Raw genomic sequence first — 20083 nt, 5'->3', positions numbered from 1 at the left:
CCCCCGTGGAGTCATCAATCATGTCCAAGTTCTTTGATCGCCTGTTCACCGTCATCGACAAGACCGCCGAAGCCGGCGCGCGAAAGACGGCCATGCAAACCGGTCGCCGCTCCTTCCTGGCCAAGGCCGGCGTGGCGCTGGCCGGTACCATGGCCATGCCGCTGTTGCCGTTCGACCGCTCCCTGGGCGGCCTGGCGATGGCCGCCACCGGCGCCGGTGGCGACGTCAATGACGAATACAGCTGTGACTACTGGCGCCACTGCGCCCTGGACGGCAACCTGTGCAGCACCTCCGGCGGCACCATGACGTCCTGCCCGCCCGGCAGCGAAGCGTCCAAGGTAGCCTGGGTCGGAACCTGCCGTAACCCCAACGACGGCAAGGACTACCTGGTCTCCTACAACGACTGCTGCGGCAAGGCCTCGGTGGCCAGCTCCACCTTCTGCTTCCGCAGCGAGCGCGAGCGTCCCGGCTACCGCATGGGTCTGCACAACGACATCAACTGGTGCATGGCCAACACCAACAAGGGCTACCACTGCACGGTGTCGGTGGTGGTGGGGCTGGCCGATGCGTGATCTGGCTGTAAAAGGCGGGGCGCTCTGCGCCCTGCTGCTGGCCCTGGGCGGTACTGCCCAGGCCGGTGAAGCGTTGTTCCAGAAGCACTGCGCCAGCTGTCATGGCGCCAGTGCCGAAGGCATCCCCGGACTGGCCCCGCCGCTGGCGCATCCCGGGCTGTGGCAGGGCCTCGGCGAGCAGGCTCCGCAGTATCTCACCGGCGTGATGGCATCCGGCATGAGCGGCAAGCTCACCGCCATGGGCCAGCTGTACATCGGCCTGGTGATGCCGCCGCAAAGCAACCTGCCCAGCGACGAGCTGGCGCAAGTGGCCAGCTACCTGTTGAAGCTCAACGGTGTGCCGGCCTCGGTGAGCGCGGCGGATGTGGAGCAGGCGCGCAGTCCGGCTCAGACCCATGCGCAACTGCGTGCCCTGCGGCCGCAGAATCTGTAAGCGAGGTAGCACTATGCAACGGTGGCAGTCGTGGGTGGTAGCGATGGGGCTATCACTGGCTGCCCCCGTGCTGTCGGCCCAGGAGTATTCGGCATCGGTCAACTATCAGTTGCGCTGCGCCGGATGCCACGGGCAGGACGGCATGGGGGTTCCAGCGGGTGGCATCCCGCCGTTTCCCAAGTATGTCGATGGCTTCTTCTCGACCGAGAACAGCCGCCTGTACCTGATGCACGTGCCGGGCATCAACGGTGCCAGTCTCACGGATCGCGAGATCGCCGCGGTGATGAACTATGTGGGCGAACGCTGGGGCGAGCCCGGTGCACGCAAGCCGTTCACGGCAGAGGAAGTGACGGCACTGCGAGCCAGGCCCGTGGAGGATGTGGTGGCGCTGCGCCGCGATGTTACGGAAGAGCTGAACCTCGCGGGCTACGAGGTTCCGGATTATCCCTGGCCGTGACGTCTTGAACCTTAGGGCGGTCAAGGCGCAGCCTTGGCCGCCGTGGTGGCCAGGCATAGCGTTGACCACCCTGCGCAGTCAGCGCCAGTCGAGAATGTCCCAGCCCTGCGCCTCGGCGTGGGCGCGCAGGGTCGCATCCGGGTTGACGGCGTGCGGGACGTCGACCGCGCAGAGCAGCGGCAGGTCGTTCTGCGAATCCGAATAGAAGTGACAGGTTTCGGCGGGCCGGCTTTGCTGGCGTTGCCAGGCGTGCAGCGCTGCGATCTTGCCTTCCCGATAGGTGAGGATGCCCTGGGTGAGGCCAGTGTAGCGACCGTCTATCACCTCCATGTCGGTGCCCAGCGCGTGCTGGATGTCCAGCTGCGCGCAGATGGCTTCGACCAGGAAGCGCTGCGTGGCGGAGATCACCAGGATCTGGTCACCGGCTTCGCGATGGCGCTCCAGGCACTGCAGCGCCTCGGCATAGAACAGCGGCGCGATCACCTCGACCGCGAACCGATCGGCCAGCGCCCGGCATTCGGCGGGCGTGCGACCGGCCAGCGGTTGCAGGGTGAAGGCCAGGTAGTCTTCCAGCGTCAACTGGCGCTCGGCATACAGCCGTACCATCGCCTGCTCGCGCGGCACGAACTGCTCCAGATCCAGCCAGCCCTGCGCGCCCAGGTAACGGCCCCAGAGGCTGGGGCTATTGCCGGCGATCAGGGTTTCGTCCAGATCGAAGATCGCCAGCGCCATCAGGCCAGCTCGGCGCTGTTGTAGAAGGCGGTCAGCACCTTCACCAGATGCTCCAGATCCTGGCTGCCGGCCAGCTCGCGGATCGAGTGCATGGCGAAGGTCGGCAGACCGATGTCCACCGTCGGCACGCCCAGGCGGCTGGCGGTGATCGGGCCGATGGTCGAGCCGCAACCCATGTCGCTGCGGGTCACGAAGCTCTGCATCGGCACTTCGTTCTCCAGGCACAGGTGGCGGAAGAAGCCGGCGGTTTCGCTGCTGGTGGCGTAGCGCTGGTTGCTGTTCACCTTGATCACCGGGCCGGCGTTGAGCTTCGGGCCGTGGTTGCCGTCGTGCTTGTCCGGGTAGTTCGGATGCAGGCCGTGGGCGTTGTCGGCGGAGATCAGCAGCGAGCGCTGGGTGATGCGCACCAGGTCCTCGCCGGCGGCGAAGGCGCGCTGCAGGGTCTGTTCCAGGAACGGGCCATCGGCGCCGCAGCAGGAGGTAGAGCCAACTTCCTCGTGGTCGGTGCACACCAGCACGCAGCTCTGCTCGTCGTCGGCGGCCAGCAGCGCCTGCAGGCCGGCGTAGCAGGACAACAGGTTGTCCAGGCGCGCGCCGGCGATGAAATCGCCATGCAGGCCCACCACGGCGGCGGGCTGGGTGTCGTACAGGCTGAGCTCGAAGTCGAGGATGATGTCGGCGGTCAGCTCATGCTCGCGGCTCAGCTGGTCGGCCAGCAGGGCGCGGAAATCGTAGGGCTCGGCGCCGGCGATCTGGGCGAGGATCGGCGGCAACTCGTTCTGCGCGTTGATCGCCCAGCCCTGGTTGGCCTCGCGATTGAGGTGGATGGCCAGGTTGGGAATGACCGCGATGGGCGCCTGGAAGTCGATCAACTGGCTTTCCACCCGGCCGTCGCGGCGGAAGGTCACGCGGCCGGCCAGCGACAGGTCGCGGTCGAACCAGGGCGCCAGCAACGCGCCGCCGTAGACCTCCACGCCCAGTTGCAGGAAGCCGTGACGCTGCATCTCGGGCTGCGGCTTGACGCGCAGGCAGGGGCTGTCGGTGTGCGCGCCGACCAGGCGCAGGCCACCTTCCAGCGGGCTGCGGGTGCCGGCTTTGAAGGCGATCAGCGAGGAATCGTTGCGGGTGACGTAGTAGCGGCCGCCCGGCTCGCACTGCCAGGGCTGGCGTTCATCCAGCGGCTGGTAGCCAGCGGATTCGAGTCGCTGGGCGAGGGTGGCGGTGGCATGGAAGGGGGTGGGTGACGCCTTGAGGAAATCGATCAGACCTTGGGTGAGCTCAGCACGCATGACGGACTCCGAACAACAGTGGCGGCAGTGTATCGGATTTGTCCGCAGCTGAGGCGCGGCACCGTCTCAGATGATCTTGTCGCGCAGCTTGTCCGCCGCCTCGCGCAACGCCTCGATCACATGCTCCTTGTCGAGCTGCTGCAGGCTGTTGGTGTCCAGGTACATGGAGAAGCCGGGCAATTCGTGCTCGATGAAGCTGGGCGAGGCGCCCAGGTCGCGGCGGAAGTCGATCACCTGGTAGATGTGGATCGGCCGGGCGAAGCCCTTGACGGTGATCTGTCCCTTGTCGCGGCACATGATCACGTCCTTCACCAGTGAATAGGTTTCGTGGGAAATGAGGATCTCGCCGATCTCCGCCGCGTTTTCCAGGCGGCTGGCCAGGTTCACCTCGCGGCCGATGATGGTGTAGTCCATGCGCGTTTCCGCGCCGAAGTTGCCCACCGTGCAGTAGCCGGTGTTCAGGCCCATGCGGATTTCCAGCGGCTTGGTGATGCCCTGGGCGCGCCATTGCTGGCGCAGCACCTTCATGTGCTTGCGCATGGCGATGGCCATGGACACCGCCGCCACGGCATCCTTGCGCGCCCCTTCGGTGGTCGGGTCGCCGAAGAACACCATCACGCAGTCGCCGACGAACTTGTCGATGGTGCCGCCGTACTTGAGGGCGATCTTCGACATGTCGTTGAGGTAGGTGTTGAGCAGGTCGGTGAGCTGCTCGGCCTCCAGCTCCTCGGAGAGTTCGGTGAAGCCCTTGATGTCCGAGAAAAACACCGTGAGTTTCTTGCGCTGGGTTTCCAGGCACACGCTCTTGCGGCCGCTGAAGATGGATTCCCAGATCTGCGGCGACAGGTACTTGGACAGGCTGCGTGCCAGCCGCGCGGCCTTTTCCTGTTCGCGCTGGATCTCGCTGCGTGCCAGGTAGAGCTTGAGGCTCTGCTGGTGCACGAAATAGGCGGTGATGCAGATGTACAGGCCGCTGGACAGGATGCTCACCAGCACCACCAGCGGCGGGGTGTCCAGGTGCAGTTCCGGCGGCCGGTGGTAGGCGTAGCCCAGCGCCGTGAGGCCGGCTACCAGCAGGGTCATCAGGAATGACAGCACGCCGCCGCCGATCATGGCGCTGAAGCCGAGGATCAGCAGGATCATCAGCGCGGGGATGGCCGACAGGCCAAGCAGCACCAGGGCGAAGCCGGCATGCAGGGCATCCAGGAGCAGCAGCGCCTGGTCGGTTCGTTGCGGGTTGCGCCGGTGGAACGGGCGGCTCAGCAGGTGGGCCAGCTGGGGGTACAGCAGGGTGTAGGGCACCATCCAGAGGATTTCCTGCGGGCAGTGCTGCACATAGGTGCCGGTTACGACGGTGGCGGCCACCGTGAGGTAGGCGAGCACACGGGAGTAGTAGTCGCGAAGGGGCAGGAGGCTTCCCCGGGAACCGGACACGATGGCGGACTTGATAGGCACGACGTTTCCCTGTGTACGCTACTGCAAAGCCAGGTGCCGGATCATAACCAAGCGGAAGGAAGGGGCCAAGCGGTGCGACGGGCCGCGCCAGCCTTTGGGCCGCCCTCCGCACCCTTGCCGGTCGTCGTGGTCTATTGGCCCGGGCGCAAGGAAAGGAGGGCAGGCGATGCGGCGGTGGCGCTGGGTGCTGATGCTGGTGGGGAGCGGCCTGCCCCTGTTCTTGCAGGCTGACGAACAGACCCTGTTCAGCTTCGTTCGCCCGCTGGATGTGGTGCAGGTGTCCACCGAGGATGCCTGGTTCCCGGAACTGACCGCGGAAACCACCCCGGAGGGCGCCATCCTGCGACGCCTGAGCTTCAACAATGCCGCGCAGCCGACGCTGTCGCTCGAACCGCAGGACGGCGTCTGGGACTGGACCGGCCAGCGCACCATGACCCTGCGCCTGCGCAACGCGATGGAGTGGGACCTGACCCTGCATGTGCGTATCGAAAGCGGCGATGGCCAGGCGCTGGAGGCGCGGATCGGCCTGCCAACCGGGCCGACGCAGACCCTCGCCGTGCCCCTGCAGGCCACCTCGCCGGAGGCCTGGGGCATGCGCGCCGGTCCGCCGATGCCCTGGTCGCAGGGCGGCCGGCGCTTGCTGGTGGCCACCCAGGTGCAGGGGGAGATCAGCCTGGATCGGGTGCGCGCGGTCAAGGTCTACCTGCGCAATCCCGATGTGCCGCAGCACATCCTGCTCGGCCAGTTCGGCGTCAGCGCCAGCGATGAGCTGGTGACCGCCTACCAGGGGCTGGTTGATGGCTATGGCCAGTACACCCGGCGCGCCTGGGGCGACAAGATCAACGCTGACAGCCAGCTGCGCCGTCTGCTCGACAATGCCAGTGCGGCGCTGGACAGCTGGAACCGCCAGTTGCCTGAGCGTGATCGTTTCGGTGGCCTGCGCGGCGGTGCGCGCTTCGAGGCCACCGGCTTCTTCCGCACCGAGAAACAGGCGGAGCGCTGGTACCTGGTGACACCGGACGGCCACCCGTTCTTCTCGCTGGGGGTCAATGCGGTGAGCCGCCAGCACAGCCAGACCTACGTGCAGGGGCGCGAAGTAATGTTCCAGTCGCTGCCGGCGCCCCATGAGCCGCTGGCGCTGTTCTATGGCCAGGGCGACAGCCGCACCGGTGTGATGGCCACGCGCGAGCGGCAGTTCGCCCACGGTCGCTGGTTCGATTTCTACAGCGCCAACCGCTACCGCGCCCAGGCCGAGCAGGCCTGCGAGCGCCACGAGCCCTGTGCACCCTGCCGGACGCGGCAATCGCTGCCCGACGCCGAGCGCCGCGACGAGACCGCCTGCCTCGTCCTGCGCACCCAGGCGGTGAACGCCCTGTGGCCCGAACAGACCCTGGCACGCCTGCAGGCCTGGGGCTTCAACACGCTGGGCAACTGGAGCGATGCGGAGCTGCACGAACAGCCGCGCATGCCCTATGTGCTGCCGCTGTCCATTGCCGGTGACTACGCCAGCATCCCCACCGGCCACGACTGGTGGGGTGCCATGCCCGACCCGTTCGATCCGCGTTTCGCGATGGCCGCCGAGCGCGCGGTGGCCATTGCCGCGCGCGGGCGGCGCGAGGATCCGTGGCTGATCGGCTACTTCGTCGACAACGAACTGCCCTGGGCGGCGCCTGGTGACACGCCCCAGGCCCGCTACGCGCTGGCCTACAACACCCTGCGCCAGACCACCGATGTGCCGGCCAAGCGCGCCTTCCTGAAACAGCTGCGCGACCGCTACCGCAACCAGCAGGGGCTGGCGGCCGCCTGGGGCATCGAGCTGCCGGCCTGGGAGCTGATGGAGGACCCCGGCTTCGAGGCGCCGCTGCCCGACCCGGCCCATCCGGCCATCGAAGACGATCTGCGGCGCTTCCTGGCGCTGTACGCCGACACCTACTTCCGCACCGTCGCCGAGGCGCTGGCCTGGCATGCGCCGAACCACCTGCTGCTGGGCGGGCGCTTCTCCATCGCCACGCCGGAAGCGCTGGCCGCCTGCGCGCGCTATTGCGATGTCCTCAGCCTCAACACCTACACTCGGGCACCCCGGCAAGGCCAGGATTTCACCGCGCTGCACGCGTTGAACAGGCCGGTCCTGATCGCTGAGTTTTCCTTCGGCTCGCGGGATCGCGGGCCCTTCTGGCCGGGGCCGCTGGAGGTGCCAGGCGAAACCGCGCGAGGCGCCGCCTATGCACACTTTCTCGAGCGGGCCCTGCAGGAGCCGGTGATTGTCGGCCTGCACTGGTTCCAGTATCTGGACCAGCCGGTGACGGGCCGCCTGCTGGACGGCGAGAACGGCCATGTCGGCCTGGTGGCCATCACCGACGTGCCATTCGACGGCTTCGTCGACGCCGTGCGTCGCGCCAACCTGCGCCTGCTGCGCCGCTGGCTGCCCCCGGCCGAGCGCACGGCGCCATAACCGCCGTCCCCTATACGCCGTCGGCCCGCCTAAGGCCGGCCCTGCAGGGTTGCTGCGCACAAACTTGCCGCACGCGCCGCGCCGCGCCGACAATACCGCCCATCCAATCGATACCCCGGAGTGCGAGCGTGCAGATCCAAGGCTATTTCGACCTGCGTTTCGAGGCGGTTCGCGACGCGTTCGCCGCTCTGTTCGACAATCCCGGTGAGCGCGGCGCGGCGCTCTGCGTGCAGGTCGCCGGCGAGACGGTCGTGGACCTGTGGGCCGGCCCTGCGGACAAGGACGGCCAGGAAATGTGGCAGCAGGACACCCTGCTCAACCTGTTTTCCTGCACCAAGGCCTTCGCCGCCGTCGCCACCCTGCAACTGGTGGGTGAGGGCAAGCTGGAACTGGATGCTCCGGTGGCCCGCTACTGGCCGGAATTCGCCGCCGCCGGCAAGGAGCGCATCACCGTGCGCCAGTTGCTCTGCCACCAGGCCGGACTGCCCGCCATTCGCGCTCCGCTGCCGGGCGAGGCGCTGTACGACTGGCCAGCCATGTGTGCGGCACTGGCCGCCGAGGAGCCGTGGTGGACGCCGGGGACCGCCCACGGTTACGCGCCGATCACCTTTGGCTGGCTGGTTGGCGAGTTGCTGCGCCGTGTCGAAGGCCGCGAGCCGGGCGAGGTCATCGTTGCGCGCACCGCCAAACCGCTGGGTCTGGATTTCCATATCGGCCTGGACGACGCCGAATTTCACCGCGTGGCCCACATCGCCCGGGGCAAGGGACCCGTCGGAGACGAAGCCGCCCAGCGGCTGCTGCGCACCATCATGCGCGAGCCGCAGTCGCTCACCACCCGTGCCTTCACCAATCCGCCTTCCGTGCTGACCAGCACCAACCGCCCGGAATGGCGCCGCATGCACCAGCCAGCGGCCAACGGTCATGGCAATGCCCGCTCGCTGGCCGGCTTCTACACCGGCCTGCTGGAGGGTCGGTTGCTCGAGCCGGAGCTGCTCACCGAGCTGACCCGTGAACATTGTCGGGGTGAGGACCGCACCCTGCTGACCTCCACCCGCTTCGGTCTCGGCTGTATGCTCGACCAGTCGGGCGTCGCCAATGCCACCTATGGTCTCGGACCGGGTACCTTCGGCCACCCTGGCGCTGGCGGCTCCGTCGGCTGCGCCGATCCGCAGCGGGAACTTAGCTTCGGTTTCGTGACAAATACATTGGGACCCTATGTGCTGATGGATCCGCGTGCGCAGCAGTTGGCCCGGGTGGTAGCCGCCTGTCTGGCCTGATCGGCCAATAGGCGAGCGATTTACGCAGTCTTTCAAGTGCTTACCGTCCGTCAGCTGGCTGGCGCCAATATCTTGCGTATTCCTCGCCTGCCGGCAAAATGCCACTGGCATGCCAATGAACGGGCGGTCTGAAACCGACTGCTGTTATCAACTTTTGTGCTAGGGCAACCGTCCATGAATATGAAAATGATCCACTCCGCGACCCTGATGCTCTGCATGGCTGTAGCGGGTTGCAGCTCCACGGGCAACACTGGCAGCGCGCGTCCCGAGGTCTCCCAGTCCTGGCTGGACAGCCAGGAAACCGCCCTGCGCACCGCAATGGCGGGCAGCAGCTTCACCCTCAGCCGCATCGACAACGCGCTGGTGGTGACCGCTCCGGCCGATACCACCTTCAACGCCGATCGCCCCGACATGCTGCTGCCGGCCAGCCTGAAACCCATCACCACCGTGGCCAAGCAGGTGGGTGGCAACACCGAAGCCGGCGTGCTGATCGTGGGTCACCTGGACAACACCCTGAACACCGAAGCCGCCGCCAAGCTGAGCCAGTCCCGCGCCCGCGCCGTGGCATCCATCTTCCGTCTGAGTGGTCTGAAGCACGATCGCCTGCAGGCGCTGGGTCTGGGCGGCGCCCAGCCGGTGGCCAGCAACGACAGCGCTGACGGCCGTGCCAAGAACCGTCGCGTGGAAATCCTGGTGACCGAGCAGAAGGCCCTGGCCGCCGTGGCTGCCGACTACCGCGCCAGCGCCACCAAGCTTGCAGCCAAGTAAGCGGCGTCTCGGTTAAGCTGGGGGCCGTTTCTACCTTCCGGAGACGACCATGTCCCCCAGCCTTGCCGATATGCGTCGCGAATACGTTCGCGACGGTCTCACCGAAGAACAGGCGCCGGCCGAACCGCTGGCCCTGTTCCGCACCTGGTTCGCCCAGGCCGTCGAAACCGAGCACCTGCCGGTCGAGCCCAACGCCATGACCCTGGCCACCGTGGATGCCAACGGTCGCCCGCATTGTCGGGTGCTGTTGCTCAAGGGCCTCGACGAACAGGGCTTCACCTTCTTCTCCAACTACGACAGCGCCAAGGGCGAGCAGCTCAGGGCCAATCCCTTCGCAGCCATGACCTTCTTCTGGCCAACCCTGGAACGCCAGGTGCGCATCGAAGGCCGCATCGAGCGGGTCAGCGCCGAGGAGTCAGATGCCTATTACCGTGTGCGTCCGCTGGGCAGCCGTCTCGGCGCCTGGGCCTCGCCGCAGAGCCGGGTGATCGCAGGGCGCCACGAGCTGGAACAGTTGCTGCGCGACACCGAGGAACGCTTCCGCGACCAGGAACCGCATTGCCCCGAGCACTGGGGCGGCTACCGTCTGGTACCGGAGCGCATCGAGTTCTGGCAGGGTCGGCCCAGCCGACTGCACGACCGCCTGAATTACCGCAGGGTCGGCGACGCCTGGGTGCGCGAACGACTGGCGCCGTAAGAGATCTTGTAGGGGGGGCTTCAGCCGCGACCCGGGTGCGGGTCGCCACGGTGGACAAACAAGGCGTTGTCCACCCTACGAGGCTGCAGGGTTCTCGACTCATCGGCGGCCGGAAAGGCGCCGATCGCCCTGCAAACGCAGTCTGCCGAGCCTCGTGGCTAATGCTTCTGGCGGGCGGAGAGGGCAATCGCCAGTAGGATCAGCGCCCCGCCGGCCGCCATGCGCAGGGTGGGCTGTTCGTCGAACAGCCACCAGGCCACGGCGATGCCGTAGACCGGCTCCAGGGCGAAGACCAGCGCCGCGCTGCGCGCCTTGAGCACACTCAGGCTGGCCACGAACAGGCTGTGGGCAATGGCCGTGCAGAACACGCCGAGCAGTCCCAGCCACAGCCAGTCCAGTGGCCTCACCGCTGGCAGCAGATGCCATGCCAGCGGCAGCAGGCACAGGGCGATGGTCAGGTTCTGCCAGAGTGCCGCCTGGAACGGGTGGATGCCCTTCACCGAGGCGCGGTTGGCCACCGACAGCAGGGCGAACAGCAGTCCGGATAGCACGGCCCACAGCAGCCCGGTGGTCTGTGTGCTGGCCAGTTCGAACTGGGGGGTCACCAGCAGCAGCCCGGCGCTCACCAGCACCAGAGTCAGCCATTCCATGCCCCGAATGCGCTCGCGGAACAGCAGCCCTTCCAGCAACACGGTGAAGGCCGGGAAACTGGCGAAGCCCAGGGTCGCCACCGCTACCCCGGACAGCTTCACCGCGTGGAAGAACGTCAGCCAGTGCCCGCCCAGCAGCAGGCCGCCACCGGCCAGCAGCAACAATTGGCGCCAGCCTGGCCGGGCATGCCGCCAGGCCAGCGGCAGCAGGCTGATCACCGCGAACAGCGCGCGTCCGAAGACGATCACCAGCGGTGCGGCGAGCGCCAGTTTGCCGAACACGCCGGTCAGGCCGAACGCCAGTGCGCCGATGTGCAGCCCGAGCAGGGCGCGTCGTGGGGTCATGGGGGCTCCGGTAGATAGGGCAAGGGTGCGTAGGGTAAGCGCTTTTGGTAGGCGCGGACCTGTCCGCGAGGCAGGCCGACACCTGGCCGGCCACACCGGGCGGCTCGCGAACAGGTTCGCTCCTACTGGTTCGTGCAGGGCTCGGGTTTCGGAAGCGGGCTATGTGCGGGCAGTGCTCGCCGCGCAGCGCGCATGAGCGCCACGGCCAGCAGTGCGCAGGTCAGCGCCCAGGCCACGGCCTGGCCATTGACGATTCCTTCCTGCCATAGCTGCAACGGGATGCCCAGCGCCAGCACGCCTGCCAGTAAACGCCCCTCGCGCGGGCGGATGGGGCGCGGGTGCAGCAGGAAGAAGATGGCCGGAAACAACAGCGCGTACCAGGGAAACCCACGATAGCGCGCATCCAGCACCAGTCCGAGCATCAGCACCGCGCCGGCAAAACCGCTGGCCAGCAACAGCGGCGCGTCGAGCCATGGCCAGGTTCGGCGCCGTGCGGTGGCTGACAACGCCGCCTGGGCCAGCACCAGCAGATTGAGGCATATCAGTGTGGAACCCCACAGCCACTCCGCCGGGCTGCGGCTGATCACCGCGAGCTGTTGCGCCTGGAACGCCACGCAGCCCGCACCCAGTGCCGCCAGCGGCGGCAGCCAGAGCCGCGTACCCGGCCCGGCCAGCAACAGGGCCGCTCCGTACAGGGCCAGCGCGAGCGCGAGCCACACCGGCCAGTCCGGCAGGTTGGATACCGGCCCGCTCAGTACCCCCTTGTCGGCGCGATCGGCGTCGAACAGCCCCCAGTAGCCGCCCACGGTGCCTTCGCTGCGCCGCTTCCAGGGTTGATCGAAGGCTTCGATGAGGTTGTAGCGCCAGCCCTGGGCCTCGGCCTGTTGCACGAAGCCGCGAATGAAGCGCGCCTGGTTGAGTGGGCTGGGCACGGCGGTTTCCCGCTGCCGGCCCTGGCTGGGCCAGCCGGTTTCGCCAATCAGGATGTCCTTGGGAGCGAAACGTTGAACAAACTCGTCGTGAACACGGGCAGCCTCGTCCAGCGCGCTGTCGATGCCCTTGGGTTCGTCCTCCCAGTAGGGCAGCAGATGTACGGTAAGGAAATCCACCGCCGGGGCGATTTCCGGGTGGCGCAGCCAGAATTCCCACACATCCGCGTAGCTGACCGGTTGCGGCACGTTGTCGCGGACCCGCTCGATCAAGCGGGCCAGTTGCGCGGCGGTGACCTCACGACGCAGCAGGGTTTCATTGCCCACCAGCACCGCCCGGACCACATCGGGGTAGGCGCGGGCGGTCTCGATAAGCAGGCGGATCTCGGCTTCGGTATCCCGTGGATCGGCATTGACCCAGGCGCCCAGCAGGAGCGTGAGGCCGTGCTTGCGGGCCAGCGCCGGCAGGGCCTCCAGCCCGCTCATCGAATAGAGGCGTATGCAGGAAAAGCGCTGAGCGAGCAGTGCCAGATCGGCATCCAGCTGGGCGCTGTCCAGACGCAGCGGCAGGTCGAAGGGCGACTGCTCACGGCCGAACGGGCTGTACGACACGCATTGCAGACGCTGGTCGTCGGCGATGGCGTCGGCCAGCGGATGGCTGCGACCGAGCCAGGCCCAGCAGGCGCTCAGCAGCAGGGCGAAAAACAGCAGGAAGGCGAGGTAGTGAAGGCGTGGTCGCATGGGGCGGGCCGGCGGAAGCGTCCTTGCAGCTTAGCGCCGTCCAACGACCCTGCCGGTCCGCTTGGCGGATCAGGCCTGATGGTGCAGCCAGGCATGTTCCGGAACGGGGGCGGGGGCCGACTTTCCGAAGCGCTCCCAGAGCTTCTCGTGGAAGTAGAAGCCCACCGAGTTGCACAGGGGTTCGATGGCCGCCACCAGTCCCCCGATGGCCACGCTGCCGGTCAGGACATAGGTCACCGCGAAGGCAATGCAGAAGTGCATGACGGTGAAGGTAGCGGTCTTGAGCATGTGGAGTCCCCGGATTGAGTTGGGAATCGTTGTCGTTTGCGTGAACCTTAGCGGGGACGGGTCGATTGAGAAAATTTTTCTCCTGTATGGGGGTGATAGCTTTTTGACGATGGAATAACGGCGCGGCCTTCGGGCAGGCCAACTCAGGAAATGTCGACCACAGCAACCTTTTGCGACCGGCGGCCAATTCGACCAATGTCGACTTTTGTTGACGGGGCAGGGGCTTAGAGTGCCCCCCGTCCAGAATTCCCTGGCTTTTAGGACAAGAACAAGATGTACGACGTTGTAACCCAGCGGATTGAACAAAGTCCGCGCTTCAAAGAACTGGTGGCCCGTCGCGGTCGCTTCGCCTGGACCCTGTCCGCCATCATGCTCGGCCTCTACGTGGCTTACATCCTGGTGATCGCATTCGATCCCCAGCTGTTCGGCACGCGCATCAGCGCCGACTCGTCCATCACCTGGGGCATCCCCGCAGGTCTGGGCCTGATCTTCTCCGCATTCATCCTGACCGGCATCTACGTCAAGCGCGCCAACGGCGAATTTGACGACCTGACCGCGGAAATCATCGAGGAGGCGCAGCAATGATGTCCCGTCTCCTGGCAGGTGCCGCCCTGCTGTTCGTCGCCCCCAGCCTGTGGGCGGCCGGTGCCCTGGAAGGCGAAGTGGTCAAGCAGGCCACCAACTACACGGCCATCGTCATGTTCCTGGTGTTCATCGCAGCCACCATGGGCATCACCAAGTGGGCCGCCAAGCGCAACACCTCGACCTCCGACTACTACACCGCCGGTGGCAGCATCACCGGTTTCCAGAACGGCATGGCGATCGCCGGCGACTACATGTCCGCCGCCTCGTTCCTGGGTATTTCCGCCCTGGTGTTCGCCTCCGGCTATGACGGCCTGATCTACTCGATCGGCTTCCTGGTGGGCTGGCCGATCATCCTGTTCATGATCGCCGAGCGCCTGCGCAACCTGGGCAAGTTCACGTTCTCCGACGTGGCTTCCTACCGCCTCGGCCAAACCCAGATCCGCATCCTCTCCGCCTTCGGCTCGCTGACCGTGGTGGCCTTCTACCTGATCGCCCAGATGGTCGGCGCTGGCAAGCTGATCCAGCTGCTGTTCGGCCTGGACTACCTGGTCGCCGTGGTGCTGGTCGGGGTGCTGATGGTCATGTACGTGCTGTTCGGCGGCATGCTGGCCACCACCTGGGTGCAGATCATCAAGGCGATCCTGCTGCTCTCTGGCGCCACCTTCATGGCCATCATGGTGATGAAGCACGTCGGCTTCGACTTCGGCCGCCTGTTCTCCGAAGCGATCAGCGTGCACGCCAAGGGCGAGTCGATCATGAGCCCCGGCGGTCTGGTCAGCGACCCGATCTCCGCGATCTCGCTGGGCCTGGCGCTGATGTTCGGCACCGCCGGCCTGCCGCATATCCTGATGCGCTTCTTCACCGTGGCGGACGCCAAGGAAGCCCGCAAGTCGGTGTTCTACGCCACTGGCTTCATTGGCTACTTCTACATCCTGACCTTCATCATCGGCTTCGGCGCCATCCTGCTGGTGGGCACCAATCCGGAGTTCAAGGACGCCTCGGGCGCCATCGTCGGCGGTAACAACATGGTCGCTGTACACCTGGCCAGCGCCGTGGGTGGCAACCTGTTCCTGGGCTTCATCTCGGCCGTGGCGTTCGCCACCATCCTGGCCGTGGTGGCCGGTCTGACCCTGGCCGGTGCCTCGGCGGTGTCCCATGACCTGTACGCCTGCGTCATCAAGAAGGGCAAGGCCCGCGAGCAGGACGAGCTGAAGGTCACCAAGATCACCACCCTGGCCCTGGGTGTGGTCGCCATCCTGCTGGGTATCGCCTTCGAGAAGCAGAACATCGCCTTCATGGTCGGCCTGGCCTTCTCGATCGCCGCCAGCTGCAACTTCCCGGTGCTGTTCCTCTCCATGTACTGGAAGGGCCTGACCACCCGCGGCGCGCTGTTCGGCGGGATCCTCGGCCTGGGTACCGCGGTGGTGCTGACCATCCTCAGCCCGACCGTGTGGGTGAGCATCCTGGGCAACGCCCAGGCGATCTTCCCCTACGAGTACCCGGCGCTGTTCTCGATGATCGTCGCCTTCGCCACCACCTGGTTCTTCTCGGTCACCGACAAGTCCCAGGCCGCCAGCGAGGAGCGCGCGCGCTTCCTGCCGCAGTTCATCCGCTCGCAGACCGGCCTCGGTGCCAGCGGCGCTGTCGCGCACTGATCCCTGTCCCACCAATGAAAAAGGCAGCCGCGAGGCTGCCTTTTTCGTTTCCGGAATGGATGAGCGTCAGGCCGTCACCGCCGTCCGCGACAGACGCTGGATGGCTTCGTCGAGCACTTCCAGCGCTTCGTGTGCCTCCGGCGCGTCCTGCTTGAGCAGGGTTTCGCAGCGTTGGCAGGCGGCACGCAGCTGGGGCACGCCGCAGTAACGGGTGGCGCCATGCAGGCGGTGGATGCGCTCGATCAGCGCCTCGCGGTCCCAGCGCTCCCAGGCGATCAGGATGGCCTGACGGTCGGCGTTCAGCGAATCCAGCAGCATGGCCAGCATGTCGGCCGCCAGGTCAGCCTTGCCGGCGGCCAGGCGCAGGCCTTCCTCGGAGTCCAGTACCGGCAGGCCGCTGCCGGGTTCGCCCGCCGGCTCGCTCGGACGTACCGGCTGACCGCCGCGCAGGCTCAGACCGGTCCACTTGAGCACCACCTGGCTGAGCTGGTGCTCGTTGATCGGCTTGGTCAGGTAATCGTCCATGCCGCCCTGCAGCAGGGCGCGCCGTTCGTTGGCCAGGGCGTGGGCGGTAAGGGCGACGATGGGCGTCTGTGCCCGGGCCTGCTCGGTTTCCCAGGCGCGGATCACCTCGGTGGCCTTCAGGCCATCCATGCCGGGCATCTGCACGTCCATGAAGATCAGGTCGAAGCTGTGCCGGCGCACCTGCTCGACGGCGGCGAAGCCGCTGTCCACCGCGGTGACCTCTGCCCCCAGGTCGGCGAGCAGGGTTTCCACCAGCAGCAGGTTGGCCGGGTTGTCATCCACGCACAGCAGGCGCGGCGGACGCGACTGGCCCGCCAGTGGAGCAGGAGATTCGTTGCGGCTCGCCGGACGGCCGCCGCGCAGCTCCCACAGGCCGTTATGCAGCTGGCGCGTGCAGATCGGCTTGCTGAGCAGTTGCTGATGTTCGTCGCCGAGCTCCTGGTTGTAGAGCATCTGGTCCGTGGTCGGGCAGAGGATGAGCGCCTTGCAGCTCTGGGCTTCCAGCTCGTGCAGGTACTGTCCCAGCCGTTCCGGCGGCAGGCTGCGGCTGTCGATGCTCAGCACCGTCAGCTCGATCGGGCGGGCATCCGGGGAGTTGGCCACCGCCTCCAGCAGCTCGCCGGGGTTGGCGTACTCGAGTACCTCGAGACCGGCGTCTTCCAGTTGATGACGCAGCGCCTGGCGAGCCAGGTCGTGGCCATCCAGCAGCGCGACGCGCAGGCCGCGCAGGTCTTCGCAGGTTTCCTCGTCCAGCGGCTCGGCCTTGGGCAGGCTGATGCTGATCCAGAAGTCCGAACCCTGGCCCGGCACGCTTTCCACGCCGATCTCGCCGCCCATCTGCTCGACCAGGCGCTTGGAGATCACCAGGCCCAGGCCGGTGCCGCCGGCCTGGCGGCTGATGGAGTTGTCGGCCTGGCTGAAGGCATGGAACAGCTGGCGCAGATCGTCCTCCGACAGGCCGATGCCGGTGTCACTGACGCTGATGCGCAGCTGTGCGCGTTCGTCGTCTTCGTCCTCCACCATGGCGCGCACGGCCACGGTGCCCTGGTGGGTGAACTTGATGGCGTTGCTCACCAGGTTGGTGAGTACCTGCTTGAGGCGCAGCGAATCGCCGACCAGCGACTGCGGTGTATCGCGGTAGATCAGGCAGACCAGTTCCAGCTGCTTGCCATGCGCTTCCGGGGCCAGCATGGTCAGGGTGTCCTGCAGCAGGTCGCGCAGGTTGAACGGTGCGTTCTCCAGCACCAGCTTGCCGGCCTCGATCTTCGAGAAGTCGAGGATCTCGTTGATGATGCCCAGCAGGTTGTTGGCGGACTTCTGGATGGTCTGCAGGTAGTCGCGCTGGCGCGGGGTCAGTTCGTTGCGCAGCAGCAGCTTGGTGAAGCCGAGGATGCCGTTGAGCGGTGTGCGGATCTCGTGGCTCATGTTGGCCAGGAACTCCGACTTGATGCGACTGGCCTCCAGCGCCTCCTTGCGCGCCAGGTCCAGCTCGATGTTCTGGATCTCGATGGTTTCCAGGTTCTGGCGCACGTCCTCGGTGGCCTGCTCGATGCTGTGCTGGAGCTCCTCCTGGGCATTCTGCAGGGCAGCGGCCATGCGGTTGATGCCGGCGGCCAACTGGTCCATCTCGCGGCTGCCCAGGTCCGGCAGGCGGGTCTGCAGATCGCCGTCCTTCAGGCGCGCCACGCCCTTCTGGATGATCGTCAGCGGCACGTTGATCGCCCGGCTCATGCGCAGGGCCAGCAGCGCGGCCACCCCCAGGCAGGCGCCGATCAGCATCAGGCTGGCGAACAGGCTGCGGTAGCCGCGCAGCAGGGTGCCCTGGTGGGAAATTTCCAGCTCGATCCAGCCCAGCGGCCGGTCGTCAGTGGCAGCGGCCTCGCCAAGGGTCAGGTGGCTGATAAGGATCGGCTGGATGAAGCGCGTGGTATCCCGGTCGGTCAGCCGTTGCGGCTGATCGGTTCGGCGGACGGGACGGGTCTGCGGCAGCATGTTCGGCCCGGCATGGGCGCGCATCTGACCGTCCTGGTCATACAGCGTCACCGCACGCACGTCGGGCTGTTCGAGCGCCTTGCTGGCGATGCGCTGCAGCAGTGCGGGATCGCTGTTGGGCAGCGCTGGCGCGGTGAGCGGTGCAAGGTGCTCGGTGACCATCTGACCGCGTTGCAGCAACTGTGACTGCAGGTCCGCCAGTTGCATCGAGGTGAAGTAGATACCCAGCAGCAAGGCCAGCAGGCTGGTGGGCAAGAGGGTCAGCAATAGGACGCGACCCTTGATGCCGAGTTGGCTTAACACACTGGAGTCCCCTGGTTGACCGATGGCGTGAGTGTAGCGAGACGACCGCTCATCGGGCAGTCGGAGGGTGTGATACCGATCAATCCAGTCCGCGAATGTTCTCGGAATCGTACTGCGGCAGGCGCCAGCCGAAGCGGATGGCCAGCATGCGCAGCAGGAAACCCGACACCAGCGCCGCCAGCGAGGCAATCTGGATGTCGATGCCCAGCCACAGCAGGGACACGTAGAGCACGCCGGTGAACAGGGCTACGGTGGCGTACAGCTCGCGGCGCAGCACCATGGGCACCTCGTTGCACAGGATGTCGCGCAGCAGACCGCCGAAGATGCCGGTGATCACGCCGGCCAGCACCACGATGGAGGGGTGCGCCTCCATGCCCATGGCCACGTCGCAGCCGATCACGGTGAAGGCCACCAGGCCCAGGCCGTCGACAATCAGGAACAGCTTGCGCAGATGGTGCATCTGGCGTGCGATGAAGGCTGTGACGATGGCCGCGCCGATGGTGAAGGACAGGTACTCGGGGTGCGCGATCCAGCCCACTGGGTAGTGACCGAGCAGTACGTCGCGGGCGGTGCCGCCACCCAAGGCGGTGACCGTGCCCAGAAGGCTGATGCCGAACAGATCCATGCCGCGCCGCATGCCCATGATGGCCCCGGACATGGCTTCGGCGGTGATGGCGATCAGGTAGATGACGTACAGCAGGGTGAGGGTCACGACAGGCTCCGGAGCACGCGGATGTGAGGGGCGCGATTATCCGTGGGCCGCCGGGAAAATGAACATGGCTAAGGTTTTTTAGGGTATACAAACATTTTCTTAATCCGGGCGCTGTCATGCAGTTGGACCCTAGACAAACGCAGGCTTTCCGGGCCGTGATCGAATGCGGCAGCTTTGAGCAGGCGGCGGCGCGCCTGCACCTCACCTCGCCGGCCATTTCCCAGCGGGTGCGCGCCCTGGAAAGCACCCTGGGCACGCCGCTGGTGGTGCGCAGCCGGCCGTGCCGGCCCACCGAGCTGGGCCAGCGTCTGCTGCAGTACCTGCGCCGCGCCCAGTTGCTGGAGGCCGACCTGCTGGCCGAGCTGGCCGAGCAGAGCGACGCGCCGCTGGTGGTGGTCGCGGCGCTGAATGCCGACAGCCTGGGCACCTGGTTCTTCCCGGCGCTGGCCGAGGTGCTGATCCGCGAGCGGGTGCTGCTGGACCTGACCGTCGAGGACCAGGACTACACCTACAGCCTGCTGGAAAGCGGTCTGGCCATCGGCTGCATCAGCACCGAGCCCAAGCCGATGCGAGGCTGCACGGCGGCGCCGCTGGGCATCATGCGCTACCGGCTGGTGGCCAGCGAACCGTTCCGCCAGCGCTTCTTCCCCCACGGCCTGACGCGCGCCGCCGCACGCCGCGCGCCGGTTGTCGCCTACACCCGCAAGGACCGCCTGCAGTCCGCCTTCCTGCTGGAGCGTTTCGGCCTGCCGCCGGGCGCCTATCCGACCCATTACGTGCCGGGGGCCGAGCCGCACTACCAGGCCATCCGCTACGGCCTGGGCTACGGCATGGTGCCGGAGCTGCTGATCCGCGACGCGCTGGCCGGCGGCGAGGTGCTCGACCTGACTCCGGACGCGCCGCGCGATGTGGCGCTGTACTGGCACACCTGGAAGGTGCAATCGCCGCGCATGGAGCACCTGTCGCGGCAGATCGTCGAGGCCGCGCCGCGCCTGCTGATGCCCGTGACGTAGATACCGTCTTGCTCCCTACCGCGCAAGCGCCAGTTTGGGGTCGAAGGGCTGGCCGGATTTGAGTACTCCATAGGCGATGTGCAGCAGCTTGCGCATCGCCGCGCAAACGATCTGCTTGCCGCTCTTGCCGCGGCTCCTCAGGCGCTCCGCACGGTGCTGTAGTGCGGGGTTTGGTCGGAATCGTGTGGTATCACCCGTGGTAGCTAGTTGCGG

18 protein-coding genes and 1 pseudogene are annotated in these 20083 nt (G+C 66.7%); 10 read left to right on the top strand and 9 right to left on the bottom strand.

The features are described from left to right. Positions 1-20 precede the first annotated feature (20 nt). From SF06_RS06550 to SF06_RS17960, 3 genes are read left to right on the top strand one after another with little or no spacing between them, the layout of a single operon-like run. Positions 21-572 (top strand): methylamine dehydrogenase light chain, encoded by a 552-nt coding sequence (locus SF06_RS06550; RefSeq protein ID WP_027590396.1) that lies wholly within the window; start codon positions 21-23, stop codon positions 570-572. Continuing rightward, positions 565-1005: a c-type cytochrome gene (locus tag SF06_RS06545; protein WP_052199741.1), complete on the top strand. Its 441-nt coding sequence runs from the start codon at positions 565-567 to the stop codon at positions 1003-1005. Before SF06_RS06550 ends, SF06_RS06545 begins: the two co-directional genes overlap by 8 nt. 13 nt (positions 1006-1018) lie before the next feature. After that, positions 1019-1462 carry a c-type cytochrome gene (locus SF06_RS17960; RefSeq protein WP_052155491.1) on the top strand — a complete coding sequence of 148 codons (444 nt, stop codon included), beginning with the start codon at positions 1019-1021 and terminating at the stop codon, positions 1460-1462. 78 nt (positions 1463-1540) lie between these two features. Here the strand turns inward: SF06_RS17960 and SF06_RS06535 are convergent, their stop codons facing one another. The 3 genes from SF06_RS06535 to SF06_RS06525 all read right to left on the bottom strand — a co-directional run bounded on the left by SF06_RS06535 (position 1541) and on the right by SF06_RS06525 (position 4938). After that, complete coding sequence (locus SF06_RS06535) at positions 1541-2194, bottom strand: HAD family hydrolase (protein ID WP_039560393.1); 654 nt, start codon at positions 2192-2194, stop codon at positions 1541-1543. Beyond that, positions 2194-3483 (bottom strand): M18 family aminopeptidase, encoded by a 1290-nt coding sequence (locus SF06_RS06530; RefSeq protein ID WP_039560392.1) that lies wholly within the window; start codon positions 3481-3483, stop codon positions 2194-2196. The genes SF06_RS06535 and SF06_RS06530 overlap by 1 nt, the downstream gene beginning before the upstream one ends. Positions 3484-3549: 66 nt before the next feature. Continuing rightward, the gene (locus SF06_RS06525; RefSeq protein WP_407681074.1) at positions 3550-4938 is read right to left on the bottom strand and encodes an adenylate/guanylate cyclase domain-containing protein; all 1389 of its coding nucleotides are present in this window, start codon (positions 4936-4938) and stop codon (positions 3550-3552) included. A 166-nt stretch (positions 4939-5104) separates the two neighbouring features. Between SF06_RS06525 and SF06_RS06520 the strand changes: the two genes are divergently transcribed. From SF06_RS06520 to pdxH, 4 genes are all read left to right on the top strand, one after another. Beyond that, positions 5105-7390 (top strand): alpha-amylase family protein, encoded by a 2286-nt coding sequence (locus SF06_RS06520; RefSeq protein ID WP_039560391.1) that lies wholly within the window; start codon positions 5105-5107, stop codon positions 7388-7390. A gap of 128 nt (positions 7391-7518) precedes the next feature. Then, complete coding sequence (locus SF06_RS06515; RefSeq protein WP_039560390.1) at positions 7519-8667, top strand: EstA family serine hydrolase; 1149 nt, start codon at positions 7519-7521, stop codon at positions 8665-8667. Positions 8668-8841: 174 nt separating this feature from the next. Further along, positions 8842-9435, top strand: a complete 594-nt coding sequence (locus SF06_RS06510) for an OmpA family protein (protein WP_051587425.1) — start codon at positions 8842-8844, stop codon at positions 9433-9435. Positions 9436-9484: 49 nt separating this feature from the next. Then, entirely contained in the window at positions 9485-10132 is a 648-nt protein-coding gene (gene pdxH, locus SF06_RS06505; RefSeq protein ID WP_027590405.1) for a pyridoxamine 5'-phosphate oxidase, read from the top strand. A 158-nt stretch (positions 10133-10290) separates the two neighbouring features. Here pdxH and SF06_RS06500 read toward each other — a convergent pair whose 3' ends face one another. The 3 genes from SF06_RS06500 to SF06_RS06490 all read right to left on the bottom strand — a co-directional run bounded on the left by SF06_RS06500 (position 10291) and on the right by SF06_RS06490 (position 13085). Beyond that, positions 10291-11127 carry a DMT family transporter gene (locus tag SF06_RS06500; RefSeq protein ID WP_027590406.1) on the bottom strand — a complete coding sequence of 279 codons (837 nt, stop codon included), beginning with the start codon at positions 11125-11127 and terminating at the stop codon, positions 10291-10293. Positions 11128-11249: 122 nt separating this feature from the next. Further along, positions 11250-12797, bottom strand: a complete 1548-nt coding sequence (locus tag SF06_RS06495) for a glycoside hydrolase family 17 protein (RefSeq protein WP_052199740.1) — start codon at positions 12795-12797, stop codon at positions 11250-11252. 69 nt (positions 12798-12866) lie between these two features. Next, complete coding sequence (locus SF06_RS06490) at positions 12867-13085, bottom strand: DUF2061 domain-containing protein (protein ID WP_027590407.1); 219 nt, start codon at positions 13083-13085, stop codon at positions 12867-12869. Between the two features lie 273 nt (positions 13086-13358). Between SF06_RS06490 and SF06_RS06485 the strand changes: the two genes are divergently transcribed. Continuing rightward, positions 13359-13670, top strand: a complete 312-nt coding sequence (locus SF06_RS06485) for a DUF485 domain-containing protein (RefSeq protein ID WP_027590408.1) — start codon at positions 13359-13361, stop codon at positions 13668-13670. Beyond that, positions 13667-15325 (top strand): cation acetate symporter, encoded by a 1659-nt coding sequence (locus SF06_RS06480; RefSeq protein WP_027590409.1) that lies wholly within the window; start codon positions 13667-13669, stop codon positions 15323-15325. The genes SF06_RS06485 and SF06_RS06480 overlap by 4 nt, the downstream gene beginning before the upstream one ends. A gap of 66 nt (positions 15326-15391) precedes the next feature. Here SF06_RS06480 and SF06_RS06475 read toward each other — a convergent pair whose 3' ends face one another. Both SF06_RS06475 and SF06_RS06470 read right to left on the bottom strand, forming a co-directional pair. Next, entirely contained in the window at positions 15392-18145 is a 2754-nt protein-coding gene (locus tag SF06_RS06475) for a response regulator (protein ID WP_039560389.1), read from the bottom strand. 79 nt (positions 18146-18224) lie between these two features. Beyond that, the gene (locus SF06_RS06470; RefSeq protein WP_037008862.1) at positions 18225-18857 is read right to left on the bottom strand and encodes a trimeric intracellular cation channel family protein; all 633 of its coding nucleotides are present in this window, start codon (positions 18855-18857) and stop codon (positions 18225-18227) included. Between the two features lie 116 nt (positions 18858-18973). On the opposite strand from SF06_RS06470, the gene argP reads away from it, so the two are divergent. Continuing rightward, positions 18974-19870, top strand: a complete 897-nt coding sequence (argP, locus tag SF06_RS06465; protein ID WP_027590412.1) for an HTH-type transcriptional regulator ArgP — start codon at positions 18974-18976, stop codon at positions 19868-19870. A gap of 15 nt (positions 19871-19885) precedes the next feature. Here argP and SF06_RS17955 read toward each other — a convergent pair. After that, positions 19886-20083, bottom strand: a pseudogene (locus SF06_RS17955) (IS110 family transposase); the annotation flags it as partial.

The sequence above is a fragment of the Pseudomonas flexibilis genome, from assembly GCF_000802425.1.
Classification (GTDB): Bacteria; Pseudomonadota; Gammaproteobacteria; order Pseudomonadales; family Pseudomonadaceae; genus Serpens; species Serpens flexibilis.
The sequence above is the reverse complement of the archived record's forward strand: the minus strand, read 5'-3'. Positions and strand labels throughout refer to the sequence as shown.

Coding starts and splice junctions, on each gene's coding strand:
- SF06_RS06485 (WP_027590408.1), top strand. CDS start 13,359: ATGTACGACGTTGTAACCCAGCGGATTGAACAAAGTCCGCGCTTCAAA.
- SF06_RS06480 (WP_027590409.1), top strand. CDS start 13,667: ATGATGTCCCGTCTCCTGGCAGGTGCCGCCCTGCTGTTCGTCGCCCCC.
- SF06_RS06545 (WP_052199741.1), top strand. CDS start 565: ATGCGTGATCTGGCTGTAAAAGGCGGGGCGCTCTGCGCCCTGCTGCTG.
- SF06_RS06490 (WP_027590407.1), bottom strand. CDS start 13,085: ATGCTCAAGACCGCTACCTTCACCGTCATGCACTTCTGCATTGCCTTC.
- pdxH (WP_027590405.1), top strand. CDS start 9,485: ATGTCCCCCAGCCTTGCCGATATGCGTCGCGAATACGTTCGCGACGGT.
- SF06_RS06550 (WP_027590396.1), top strand. CDS start 21: ATGTCCAAGTTCTTTGATCGCCTGTTCACCGTCATCGACAAGACCGCC.
- SF06_RS06520 (WP_039560391.1), top strand. CDS start 5,105: ATGCGGCGGTGGCGCTGGGTGCTGATGCTGGTGGGGAGCGGCCTGCCC.
- SF06_RS06530 (WP_039560392.1), bottom strand. CDS start 3,483: ATGCGTGCTGAGCTCACCCAAGGTCTGATCGATTTCCTCAAGGCGTCA.
- argP (WP_027590412.1), top strand. CDS start 18,974: ATGCAGTTGGACCCTAGACAAACGCAGGCTTTCCGGGCCGTGATCGAA.
- SF06_RS06510 (WP_051587425.1), top strand. CDS start 8,842: ATGAATATGAAAATGATCCACTCCGCGACCCTGATGCTCTGCATGGCT.
- SF06_RS06495 (WP_052199740.1), bottom strand. CDS start 12,797: ATGCGACCACGCCTTCACTACCTCGCCTTCCTGCTGTTTTTCGCCCTG.
- SF06_RS17960 (WP_052155491.1), top strand. CDS start 1,019: ATGCAACGGTGGCAGTCGTGGGTGGTAGCGATGGGGCTATCACTGGCT.
- SF06_RS06500 (WP_027590406.1), bottom strand. CDS start 11,127: ATGACCCCACGACGCGCCCTGCTCGGGCTGCACATCGGCGCACTGGCG.
- SF06_RS06535 (WP_039560393.1), bottom strand. CDS start 2,194: ATGGCGCTGGCGATCTTCGATCTGGACGAAACCCTGATCGCCGGCAAT.